At 42.5% G+C, this 12292-nt stretch carries 8 protein-coding genes; 3 read left to right on the top strand and 5 right to left on the bottom strand.

The genetic code is table 11. The annotated features are described in order from the left end of the window. Positions 1-341 precede the first annotated feature (341 nt). On the top strand, positions 342-1907 hold the full coding sequence (locus A4S05_RS37485) for a phytoene desaturase family protein (protein ID WP_069074815.1): 1566 nt from the start codon (positions 342-344) through the stop codon (positions 1905-1907). Between the two features lie 294 nt (positions 1908-2201). Here the strand turns inward: A4S05_RS37485 and A4S05_RS37475 are convergent, their stop codons facing one another. Then, entirely contained in the window at positions 2202-2615 is a 414-nt protein-coding gene (locus A4S05_RS37475; protein ID WP_176727225.1) for a hypothetical protein, read from the bottom strand. Between the two features lie 668 nt (positions 2616-3283). Here A4S05_RS37475 and A4S05_RS37470 point away from each other — a divergent pair. Continuing rightward, positions 3284-3901, top strand: a complete 618-nt coding sequence (locus A4S05_RS37470; protein WP_256091399.1) for a PadR family transcriptional regulator — start codon at positions 3284-3286, stop codon at positions 3899-3901. A gap of 133 nt (positions 3902-4034) precedes the next feature. Beyond that, entirely contained in the window at positions 4035-4406 is a 372-nt protein-coding gene (locus A4S05_RS37465; protein WP_069074812.1) for a hypothetical protein, read from the top strand. A gap of 96 nt (positions 4407-4502) precedes the next feature. Here A4S05_RS37465 and A4S05_RS37460 read toward each other — a convergent pair whose 3' ends face one another. From A4S05_RS37460 to A4S05_RS37445, 4 genes are all read right to left on the bottom strand, one after another. Next, positions 4503-6443, bottom strand: a complete 1941-nt coding sequence (locus A4S05_RS37460; RefSeq protein WP_069074811.1) for a heavy metal translocating P-type ATPase — start codon at positions 6441-6443, stop codon at positions 4503-4505. A gap of 407 nt (positions 6444-6850) precedes the next feature. Further along, positions 6851-10168 (bottom strand): GAF domain-containing protein, encoded by a 3318-nt coding sequence (locus tag A4S05_RS37455; RefSeq protein ID WP_069074810.1) that lies wholly within the window; start codon positions 10166-10168, stop codon positions 6851-6853. Between the two features lie 255 nt (positions 10169-10423). After that, the gene (locus A4S05_RS37450; RefSeq protein WP_069074809.1) at positions 10424-11611 is read right to left on the bottom strand and encodes a TRC40/GET3/ArsA family transport-energizing ATPase; all 1188 of its coding nucleotides are present in this window, start codon (positions 11609-11611) and stop codon (positions 10424-10426) included. 104 nt (positions 11612-11715) lie between these two features. Next, the gene (locus A4S05_RS37445) at positions 11716-11997 is read right to left on the bottom strand and encodes a hypothetical protein (RefSeq protein ID WP_069074808.1); all 282 of its coding nucleotides are present in this window, start codon (positions 11995-11997) and stop codon (positions 11716-11718) included. Positions 11998-12292: the final 295 nt, after the last annotated feature.

The raw sequence follows: 12292 nt of genomic DNA, 5'->3' as shown, positions 1-12292 counted from the left end.
GCCTGATTAGAGGCTCTGCCTCTAGTCAAATATTGAGTCAGAGACTCAATGAATGCATTCCCAGTCGGAGACTGGGAACGAGGAAATGCTTATCAAGCTAGGTTTTTAGGAATTGTGTGTATGTACACCGTAGCCTTCTTAAGGGGGGAAAACTTCTTAAAGTCCCCCAATTTATCGGGGGATTTAGGGGGATCTAAAACGTTTTGCTACTAAGAAAAGGACTTTTCAAATATCCTCTAAAGAACCGCTGATTAATTTGGTCTTTTTACTAGTAAAAAAATAGTGAAATAAAACCATAACACCGAAATAAAGAGAAATCAAGATTGCCAAAGGAGACTGAGATGGAAATCTTCGATTATGTAATTCTGGGAGCCGGACTAGGCGGACTTTCCGCCGCAGCCTGTTTAACTCGACAAGGTTATCGCGTAGCAGTTTTAGAACAACATTATTTACCTGGTGGATGTTGTCACACCTTTGATTATGGGGAATATAGTTTTTGTGCTGACGTACATTACATCTCTCAATGTGGTTCTGGTCAGACTATAGCCCAATTTCTTGACTATATTCACCAAGATATACCCTTTAATAGCCTCGATCCTGACTGCATTGATCGAGTCATCACACCAGAAGCAGATTTTAAAATTCCTTTAGGATGGGAGAATTTGCGATCGCGTTTACTCTCCACATTTCCCGAAGAAGCTAGTGCTATTAGTCGTTACTGCAAAGAAATTCAGCAACTCCACCAAGAAATTCGCAGCCTAGTGCAGGAGGTACACTGGTTTGATCAGAAGTTGTCTGACTGGTTGAAGTTACCAAAATATTTGAATTTATTTTGGAAGCGGAGTTGGACTCTACAAGATTTGTATAACCATGTCGGCTTATCACCTAAACTGCAAGCAGTACTGGCGGGACAAAGTGGCGACTATGCACTACCACCTCAAGAAATTGCCCTACTCACGCACACTTCCCTAGTTTGGGACTACTCAGAAGGTGCTTATTATCCCAAACATCACTTCAAACACTTTGTTAACACCATCGCAGACGTAATTACTACAGGTGGAGGTGTCATCAAATACTTAACCCCGGTAAGCCATATTCAAGTTAGTAACCACGCTGTTCATAGCATCCTTGCCGATAGTATCAGCTATCGCGCCAGCAAAGCTTATATTAGCGACCTCGACCCGAAATTAACAGTGGAGTTGATGCATGATTCTCAAGCATTAAGTCAAAAAGAGCATCAACGTCTCACTAGTTACGAATACTCAGCCAGTGCTTTCAATATTTACCTGGGTTTAGATAGTCGCTTCAATCCCCAACGCTACGGCATCGGCAACTGGAATATTTGGTATTATCCCACAGGCGACCTAAACAGAGAATATCAACGACAATTGGCAGGTGACTTCAGTCATCCGTGGATTTTCCTCTCTTGTCCGACGATGAAATCCAGTGAACCAGGGGTGGGCCCAGAGGGACATCACGTTTTAGAGATTGCTACTATCTGTTCCTATGAACCATTTGAACATCTACACAAAACTGACCCAAAAGAGTATAAAGCCAAAAAGCGGGAAGTTTATCAGCAGATCATGACAAGTGTACGAGAGTTAATTCCAGATGTAGACAACTACGCCCGGATGAAAGTTTACGGCACACCTACCACCAGCGAATTTTACCTGGGACAACCGCAGGGTAATATTTACGGCGCGAAATTAATACCTAAACAGGTTGGTTTAAATCGTCTGGGATATACCACAGAATTATCTAACCTGTTTTTAGTAGGGGCAAGTGCTGGGTATCCGAGTGTACCAGGTGTAATTGGAAATGGGATGGATGTTGTAGAACTGCTGACAGGGCAATCTGTATGGCACAAAGCTGAAATATCTCAGCCTTTGGTAACAGTTGGTTCATGAGTGGAATGGCACTAAGAAAAACCCAAAAGCTTGTGTCGTCTCGTTCCCAGCCTGGAGGCTGGGAATGTATTTAAAAGAGGCTCTGCCTCAATTCAAGCTACTGGAGGCGGAGCCTCCCAGAATGGATTCCCAGCCTCCAGGCTTGTTCCAGTCAGAACAAGGGCTGTATCTTTTCTTAGTGCCATTTGGTTCATGAGTGCTGTTAGCGGTAGCGGGGCGTTGAGCCAGTGCTGAGTATGATTTTTACTCAGCACTGTTTAGCTTAAGTAATAATTTGGTGGAAATCTCTTACTTTCACACCTTGGATGTGAGAAATCTGGATATCTCCGCATGTGCTAATATAGCCGCAGGTTCACGTTGGAGAGCATTGTAATACTTTCTCTCGAAGGTATTGCCTGTCTCTAACGGTACAATCAGTGTGCGGACATCAGTAATCAACTTTTGGAAATCGTCCAACGATATCGGTTCATCTGCTTCGAGCATTTCATCAACTTGCACGACGACTTCAGAAATACGATGTAGCCAAGCAAATTGTTCATGAGCGATGACGAGCTGAAGAAGTTCTCCGTTTGATACTCGTCCACTAACCTGTTCGTAGGCAATACGTTCTGTCTCTAGCAACATCTTGTGAAGATAGAGTAATTTGTTTCGTAAATCACGCAGATATTGATGTTGACGTATTCTTTGGGAAAGTGTGTTAGAAGTCAATGTTACCCATCCTCTCGTTACAATAGTCTTTGATGGCTTAAATAATTTCTGCGTCAGTATTAATCGCGAGTAGACTATACCGAACAATTACTTCGTGAAGTGATACGCTAGCGATGAGTAGCATCTCCAATAGTGGCGTAGACACTCGCTAGAAGACTTGCAGCTTTTATAAGAAGAATTCAGGAGTCAGGAGTCAGAATGGGCTAAACGCCCCGCTATCGCTAACAGAATTGAATTTGAGTCCGACTGGGTAATGAATATTGGTTTAAAACCTTGCCCGCAAGTGGCGCGAAAAAATTAAAATATTCTCGCCTTAAAACTCTATCCTTTTATGGGTAGAGTATTCACCAATTCTGAATTCTGTATTCTGACTCCTGTTTTATCATAACTTCTGCTTGCTTTCTCTTCTCTACGAGAGGCTGAACCAACAAGAGCGGCACTCAAGATACATCGCTAATTTTTCACCCTCTTGTGCAAACAGCACCATTAGCCATCTGCCCAACCTCAGTTTATATATTTGGTTTCCTTGCTAAGAAGCATTACGATTAACATCTTTTTTTATAGCCGTTATATCTTATATCTGATTAATCATATATTAGCATAAACTTATAAGAAGTACATAGTGTAGAACCTATCGAGAAAATATCAATTATGGGAAAACCGTCTTAATGTCGCTAGCATACGTAATTTTAGGTCTTCTTCAGCAGCAAGAAATGACGGGCTACGACCTCAAAACGAGCTGCTTTGATCAATGCATTGCCCATTTGTGGCCAGCAGACCAGGCACAAATTTACAGAACTCTCGATAAGCTAGTTGAGCAAGGCTGGATTACCTGTACGATTGAGATTCAGCACGATCGCCCCAACCGCAAAGTTTACAGTGTGACGGAACCAGGGAAAGCCGAATTCGCCCAATGGCTTGGGATGCATCAGCCCTTGCCGACTTTACGAGAGCCAATGCTTGTCCAGTTGCATTTTGCAGATCAGTTGTCAAATGAAACCATTATTCACCTACTGGAGCAACAATTGGCAGCTCGCAGCAAAAAACTTGCTGAATGTGAAACCATCGATTTGCCATTACTCAGTGATGAGTCTGCCAACCGTGAGCAGGTGATGCAAAGGCTCGTGCTGGAGTTGGTAATCCGAAGAGAAGAGACTTATATTGATTGGTTGAAAACAGCGATCGCACTTATCAGTCAGCAAAAGCCATCACCTTGCTCTACTACTAATATGTCAAGTATGTCAAGTTTACATTGCTCGGAAGCAAGTTCTATTTTAGTTGAATAAAGCTGCTAAATTGAAACAAAAACCGCCAGCTTTTTACACTGGTGGTTTGATTTTTAGAAATATATTACTTTTTTCTATTGGTTGTAATTACACTACCTGTTATGATTCAAGCTAATTTTGAGGTAAAAGCAAGATGAATCTCGATATTTTTATCCAAGAGTTGACTGCAACTCTCAAAAGCGGAACTGAAGATGACATATTAAAACTAATGTATTTCTCTGACAAGACATTTGAAGGGTTTAATAATGCAGGTGCAGGCAATCTATTCAAGAAAATGCTCTTACTTCCATTTATTGGCTTTAAGGATAAAGACTTTCAAGTAACAATAAGTGAAGTTGAAGCCGATCTGTCAGAGTCAGATAGAGAGAGATTTTTAAAGACGCTTGCTGACCAAGTACAGCTTGAGTGTATTGCTAATCTAACCTATCAAGATGAATACAAAAATATTTCCGCTTCTGCTCCTATTGGTAAAATTGGTGATACATATAAGCTAGTGTTCTTTTAGTTTGCAACATCTAGGTTTCAGATTTTAGAACTCGTTGGGATGAAGCGGCAACGAGTTAACTAATATTAGTTTGACAAAGTACTACTTTGTTCTATCTTACTTAAGCAATCTTAGTCCGCTAAGGGTAACTAACACTGTGGAACCTTCATGGCCAATGACACCGATGGGTAGGTTAATATTTCCCAGAAAGTTGCCGACTAAAAGCAACAGAATAAAACCCAACGCTACGACTACATTTTGTTTTACTATGAGTTGCGATCGCCTACCTAAATGTATCGCTACAGCAATTTTTTCTAACCTGTCTGCCATCAGTACTATATCTGCGGTTTCCAATGCCACATCACTACCAGATACTCCCATCGCTATACCTACAGATGCTTGGGCTAAAGCTGGTGCATCATTGATTCCATCACCCACCATTGCCACAGTTTGATATTGTTGCTGTAGACGGCGGATCACATCGAGCTTATCTTCTGGTAAAAGTTGAGCATATACTTGATCAATTCCTACTGCTTTGGCGACACTGTGAGCAGTTTCCTGATTATCCCCGGTTAACATGACAATTTGTTCAACTCCCAATTTCTTTAACCGGGTAATAGTTGCAGCTGCTTGCGATCTTACTTCATCTGCGATCGCAATTACACCAATCACCTCTGCCCCTCTGCTCCCCTGCTCCCCTGCTCCCCTTCCTTCCTGTGCTACCCAAACCACAGTTTTACCTTCTTGTTCCCAAGATTGAACTATTTCTCGCAATTCTTCAGGTAAATTTGTTACATACTGTTGGACAAAAACAGCGTTCCCCACAATTACCTGTTCTTCTTGGGCAATTCCCACAATTCCCTGTCCAGGTATAGCTTGCACTTGGATTGCACCAACCCAATCTAAATCACCAGCCGCCTGTACAATTGCTTTGCCGATGGGATGTTCGGAAGATGATTCGACACTAGCAGCAACTTTTAGGACATCATCTTTAGTGTATTTACTAACTGAAATTACCTGAAATACCTGCACCTGCCCTGTTGTTAGAGTACCAGTTTTATCAAATGCGATCGCTCGGACTTTGCTAATCTTCTCCAACTGCGCCCCATTTTTAAACAAAATCCCCTGTCTTGCACCATTGGCGATTCCCGAAAGCAAGGTGGGCATAATTGCAGCCATCAGCGCACAGGGAGAAGCCACCACCAGAAAGGTAAGAGCGCGATAAATTGTGGTTTCCCAATCCCAACCCCAGAGGAATGGCGGTAAAGTTGCCAGTAATATCCCGGCTACTACAATGACTTTGGCATATCCTTTCTCAAAGCGATCAATAAACTCTTGGGAAGGTGGTGCTTCTGTCTGCGCTTGTTCTACCAGGCGAATCACACGCTGAATCAAACTGCTTTGGGCTGGTTTGTGTACTTTAATTTGCAATGCACCATAGCCGTTGAGTGTACCGGCAAATACTTCTTCGCCCACTGTTTTCTCTACAGGTAAAGACTCGCCTGTAATTGCAGCTTGATTGAGGGTGCTGTAACCAGATAAAATTATTCCATCAGTAGGAATTAGCTCTCCGGGTTTGACGACAATCTCATCACCCACTTTTAACTGACTGATAGCAACTTCCTCTTCCCTCCCCTGATGCAAAACCCTTGCTGTATCTGGTGTCAGACTCATCAAACTGCGGATACTCCGCTCAGTGCGCGCCATTGCATAGCCTTCTAGTGCGCCACTGATGGCAAAGATGAGAATCAAAATTGCTCCATCAATAATTAGATGATATTCTCTTCGCCATAAGCCAAGACTAGCAGCACCAATCGCTGCTACAATCATCAGCAAATCTACATCGAGTTCTTTTTCTTTAAAGAGAGTAGTTAATCCTTCTCGCGCACTTTCGTAACCACCAATTACATAAGCAGCAGGTAGCAGTAGAAACGCCAATCCCAACCATCCGAGATGCAAGGCGAACCATCCGAAAAATAGCAGTAAGCCACACAAAAGGGCTGCTACGGTATCTGCGTGTTCTCTGGTGAATTGGCCGAAACGTTGGGGGTAGAGCATGAGACGTGAATTAACAAGGACTCTCTCACGCTAAACCTTGACATTAATGTTAATGTCAAGGTTTTAACTTAATCGCCTAACCCATCCACGGCGCAATACTTGTCGGGTTTTGGGGAAAAGGGGAAGGTGGGGCCCCAAGAAGGGGATAAGGGGCGGGGGAAAGGGGAAAGAAAAAACCTTTAACCTTTAACCCTGGCTGGTTCCTAGCCTCCAGGCTGGGAAACGATCCTGAGAGGCTCTGCCTCTGATCAAGCCACTAGAGGCAGAGCCTCTAGGAATACGTTCCCAGCCTGGAGGCTGGGAACGAGGCAACACAAGACTTTGGGCTTATCTTAGTGCCCTTACCCTTTAACCTTTTCCCAGACCAAAAGATGAGATTGTTAGGCTTATCCGAAAAGTATTGCAACCTACGGGAGTTGATGGTGCGATTTGGTGATTTGTCTAATCGGAATTTCAATCCAAAATTCTGTTCCTAACCCCGGCTGAGAATCACATTTAAACACACCACCGTGTTTGTCTACAACAATCTGGTAACTAATTGACAACCCCAAGCCAGTGCCTTTTCCCACTGGCTTAGTAGTAAAAAATGGGTCGCAGATTCTTGTCTTCAAAGCTTCGGGTATTCCTGAGCCATTGTCTGCAATGCGAATTACTACACTTTTGATATTGCCTTCAAGTTCCCCAAGAGCAGTACTGATGGTAATTTCACTGCTATGAGGTTGTGATTGGTAATCTTCTAAAGCATCGATCGCATTGCTTAAAACATTCATAAATACTTGATTCAGTGGACCGGCATAGCATTCTACCAAGGGAAGGTCACTGTATTCTTTGACTAATTTAATCGCCGGACTTTCCGGTTTTGCTTTCAAGCGATGCTGCAAAATTAGCAAGGTGCTATCAATCCCCTCATGAATATCAACTGGCTTCATTTCTGCCTGATCGAGGCGAGAGAAATTTCGTAAACCCAAGACAATCTGCCGGATACGATCAATGCCAATTTTCATGGAAGATAGAGTTTTGGGTAAATCCTCCATGAGAAATTCTAAGTCTATCTCGAAGGCGCGATCGCTAATCTCAGAGCTAGGGTTAGGGGTATTTTGTAAATAGAGTTCTAGTATACTAAGTAAATCTTGGGTGTAATCATTGACATGATTGATGTTGCCATAAATGAAGTTGACGGGATTGTTAATTTCGTGGGCAATACCAGCTACCAGTTGACCAAGTGAGGACATTTTCTCAGTTTGGATCAGTTGGGTTTGAGTTTGCTGTAAATCATGCAAAGCTTGAGCCAACTTTTGAGTCTGCTCTTTGGTTTGATTATGTAATTGGGCTTGTTGGAGCGCAACCCCAAGCTGATTGGCAATTTGAGTGATGAACTTAATTTCCGAGGCTTCCCAATGGCGCGGTGCGGAATTCTGATATGCTGCTAGCAAGCCCCATAGCTGTTGCCCAATAAATATAGGTGCGATCGCATAAGCCCTTGCCTGAATTTGCTCTAAAACTGCAACGTGGCATTGAGAGTGGCCAGCTTCATAGATGTCATCAACTACAAAGGTTTCATTGTGACGATATCGCCCACCTTGGGTTTCTTGCAAATAGCTATCTTGCCAACCTGTCTTGGTATGATCATCTACTAGCTTTAACCAACCATCGCCCACAAACTCGGCGATATATTCACCACTCCAATCAGCCTGGAAGCGGTAGACTGCAACTCGATCGGCTTGTAGTGATTTACAAATTTCTTGGGTGGTTGTCTGAAAAATCGCATCTAGGTCAAGGGATTCCCTAACTTTCGCCACAACTTCAAACAATACCCGTTGTTGTTCTGCTGCTTGTTGCAAATCTAAAGTCTGTTGTCGTGTCTGAGTGAGTAATTCAGCTTGCTGGAGTGCTACTCCCATTTGGGCAGCAATCTGACTGAGAAAGTTAACTTCAGAAGCTTTCCATTGTCGAGGGCCGGTGTGTTGATAAGTTGCCAGCAAACCCCAAAGTTTTTGCCCAACAAAAATCGGAGCAAGCACAAAAGCATGAATTTGAAACTGCTCTAGATTGTCGATATGACACTGAGTAAACCCCATACTATAAATGTCATCGACTGCAAATGTTTCATTGTTGCGGTAACGTCCTCCCTGTGTGTCTTGTAAGTAGGTGTCATTCCAAATTGTATTAATACCTAGTTCAGACTCATTCGACCAGTATGGACTAGCAGCCTCGAAATCCCCAACAAATTCACCACCCCAACTAGAATCGAAACGATAAACAGAAACGCGATCGGCTTTAATTAATTGACAAACCTCTTTAGTTGTGGTTTGAAAAATAATATCTGTGTCCAGAGATTCGCGAATTTCGGCAATAACTTTAAACACAGCCTGTTCTTGTTCAGATGTCCGTTGTAACTCAACTGTGCGTCTTCTAACTTGTTTTTCTAAATTTTCATTGAAGACTTGTACTTGTTGATGTAATTCATACTGCTGAACTGCTGAAGCAAAGTGTTTACCGAGGTTTCTAGCCAGTTCAATGTCTTCAACCGTCCATTTTTGAGCTTGTGCTTTTTTAGATTCGCGCCAAGCCTCAAAGGATCGCCGGGGATACAGTTGCCTGCGATCGCACTCATACTGCCCCGCCCATAAAGTTTCTATATCTACTTCGTTGCGGAAAATACTTAAGTAACCTAGTAACTGCTGGCGATACTGGAGTGGAATTATCAATATGCTGCGAATTTTAGTTGGTTGAAAAGCAACTTGCAAACTTCGCAAGTCAGGGGTGTTATATATATCTGAAATCGCCCAAACATCGTAGTTACTAGACTTATAGTGTTCTTGCCAGATACTATACTGCTCTATGAGTGGATATATAGTTTGTTCTGGCATCACGGGTTGCTCTCCACAGATATAAAGCTTAATACAGTTATTTCCTGGTATTAAGCATTCTGTGAAGCTGGTAATGTTGCCACTGTGGAAATCAAAAGCTGCATTTTTAATACAAAGTCTGCCACCAACACCATTAAAGGCAGCAACAGCCGCTTCTAAGGCTGGTTGTAATACAATCGTCGGCAGTGAATGCAGTAGAGTCGCAATGCGGTTAACGATCGCTTCCCGTTCGGCTGTTTTGCGGACTTGAGCAAGAAGGGTACTTTGAGCGATCGCCACTGACAGCTGATCAACTACCGTCTGTACTGCTTCTAGTTCATATTCTGAAATCAAATGCGCTTGGGAATTATGAGACACCAGCAGCCCCCAGAGTTCATCTTGATAGAGAATAGGCGCTACTAGAGAAGACTTTACCCCCATTGCCGTCAAATATTCAATATGGCAGGAATCTACAGGGCGGTAACAGATTTCCTCTGATATAGTTTCTCCATTTTCCAAGTCACGCAGATGAATTTGACCAATCTCTTGAGTATCAAGATTTACAATAGAACACACCCGTGATTTGATAAATAGTTCACGGGCGCTGAGGGGAATATCGTCAGCAGGAAAATTTAGTCCTAGTAGTGATGGCAACCGATTTTCGTAAATTGACTCAGCAATCACTTGACCACTATCATCGGGATGAAATTTGTAAATCATCACGCGGTCAGTTTTTAATAGCGATCGCACCTCTGCTGTTGTCACTGTGATAATTTCTTCCAACTCTAAGCTACGTCGGATACGGTTTGTAATGCGACGTAGTAAACTTTCTTCATGGCGACATAAGGGCAAAGGTTGTTCAATGTTAGAGGTCATTGCTTATAATATATTCAATTAATAATTTACAAAACAAAGATAATTAAATCTAATGACATTTTCAAATTTATTTCATCAATTTGTCTTCAGTAAAACTACGGCAAATTACTAACAGAAATATTTATTTGCTTTTTATACAGATTAACTAAAAATTATAAAAACAGACGCTAATAAAATTGCGTCTGTTGCACTTTCAAGAAATGATTCTTGCTGTTTATTTGTCACTTTTTGTTGACAGAAAAATGCCAAACAAAATTAAATTTTTGCGTTGTCAGCAAAGCGGATTTTTAGATAATCGTTTTCCATCTTTGCCCCTGCTGGTTGTAGTGCTGCTAAGGCTTGTGGCAAAACTAAATTACGACGATGGTTGCCAATCGTAATGTTTAATTCGTCTCCGGTTTTACTCAATTGAACTTGGTCTTTAGGAATACCAGGCAAGTAAAGTTCTAAGCTGTATTGGTTTTCCTCTTGCACAACTCTAAGAGTTGTTTCTTTATAATAAACCTGGGTTGGATCTTCATCTTTGTAAAGGGTTTCCTTCAGGCGTTCTAAAGAAGCTAAACCGCACATTTCCTCGGAAAATAGAGGAACTTCTTTCACAGGTAGAGGGTGAAAATCATCGTGAATTTCCCGGCGATATTGTTCCTGACTTTCCTTCCAACGTTGGAAAAATGGGTCTTGGACTTCACTTGGAATAATCCGATTAGCCACGACTAAATCTGTTGCAACATTATACAAACTCAGATAGGCATGGGCACGGAGAGACTCTTTAATCACCATTTTTTCAGGATTAGTGACAAGACGCACTGAGGTTTGAGTATTATCTGTTAATACTTTTTCCAGAGCTTCAATTTGTTCGTAAAACTCATAAGGTGCATCCATTACCTCTTTATCAGGTAGCGAAAAACCAGCAATTGGTCTAAACAAAGGTTCCACCAGGGGACGGAGTGCCACCGAGATGTTTTGAAATGGTTTGTAAAAACGGCGCATATACCAGCCACCGACTTCAGGTAAACTCAGCAAACGCAGTGCTGTGCCGGTGGGGGCCGAGTCGATAATTAAGACATCAAACTCACCTTCATCGTAATGGCGTTTCATCCTCACCAAGCCAAAAATCTCATCCATGCCTGGTAGAATAGCCAATTCTTCCGCCTGTACGCCATCTAAACCCCTGGCCTGTAAAACTTGGGTAATATAACGTTTCACAGCACCCCAGTTTCCCTCTAGTTCTTGTAGCGCATCCAGTTCTGCACCCCACAGATTCGGGCGAATTTTTTGGGGTGCATGTCCCAGTTCCATGTCAAAACTGTCTGCTAGGGAGTGGGCGGGATCTGTACTTAAAACCAATGTCTGATAGCCTAGTTCCGCACAACGGAGTCCAGTTGCAGCAGCGACGGAAGTTTTGCCCACGCCGCCTTTACCGGTCATCAAAATTACACGCATAGATGCTTCTGTCCTGCCTGAGGATTTTTTACATTTATTTACATTATCGACTGTTTAAGGAAAATAAATGTTGTTTCAACACGTCTAGGCATTATTATGAACGTTTACCCTAACTCATCCGTTGGGTTTTGCTGCAACAACTGATCGAGTTTAGTTTCCAGTGCTGAGAGTTTTTTGAGAATTGTGGGGCGATCGCCATCGAGAGAAACTAGTAAATTGGTTATTCTTTCTTGTATGGTGGTTAATTGTGCTACTGCATTCTGGATTTGGAGCATTCCTTCTCGGAGTTCTTGGCGTTCCTGACGTGCTTCCGCCATTTCATCTAACATAGCTTGGACTGTTTTAGCGTTACTCTCAAGTAGATGTTTGAGTTCTTTATCAGTCATTGCGATCGCGCTTTGGAATTGAGTTTATTATTAACTCTAAAGTATTGAGGGATTTTGTTCAGCAATTCCAAATTCAAATTTTGACAACGGGTACAGTCTAGTTTGAGGATATAACCCGTATTTCTCACAAGCTTCAGGCGTTTGATGGAGCAGAGGGGCAGAGGGGCAGAGGGGCGGAGGGGCAGACTTTCAAGGGTAGGGGTTTAAAAATCAGGCAGTAGAGAGAGTGATTTGAGACACATGAAGTTGTGGAGGGGAAGTGGGCCAAGGCTCAGGAAAAAAACTACCTTGAGGT

Source organism: Nostoc sp. KVJ20, assembly GCF_001712795.1.
Classification (GTDB): Bacteria; Cyanobacteriota; Cyanobacteriia; order Cyanobacteriales; family Nostocaceae; genus Nostoc.
Note: the sequence above shows the minus strand (reverse complement) of the source record. Positions and strands in the feature narration are given on the sequence as shown.

Bases quoted from the DNA above. Each gene is read 5' to 3' on its own strand.
- A4S05_RS37470 (WP_256091399.1), top strand. From the start codon at position 3,284: ATGTCGCTAGCATACGTAATTTTAGGTCTTCTTCAGCAGCAAGAAATG.
- A4S05_RS37485 (WP_069074815.1), top strand. From the start codon at position 342: ATGGAAATCTTCGATTATGTAATTCTGGGAGCCGGACTAGGCGGACTT.
- A4S05_RS37445 (WP_069074808.1), bottom strand. From the start codon at position 11,997: ATGACTGATAAAGAACTCAAACATCTACTTGAGAGTAACGCTAAAACA.
- A4S05_RS37450 (WP_069074809.1), bottom strand. From the start codon at position 11,611: ATGCGTGTAATTTTGATGACCGGTAAAGGCGGCGTGGGCAAAACTTCC.
- A4S05_RS37455 (WP_069074810.1), bottom strand. From the start codon at position 10,168: ATGACCTCTAACATTGAACAACCTTTGCCCTTATGTCGCCATGAAGAA.
- A4S05_RS37465 (WP_069074812.1), top strand. From the start codon at position 4,035: ATGAATCTCGATATTTTTATCCAAGAGTTGACTGCAACTCTCAAAAGC.
- A4S05_RS37460 (WP_069074811.1), bottom strand. From the start codon at position 6,443: ATGCTCTACCCCCAACGTTTCGGCCAATTCACCAGAGAACACGCAGAT.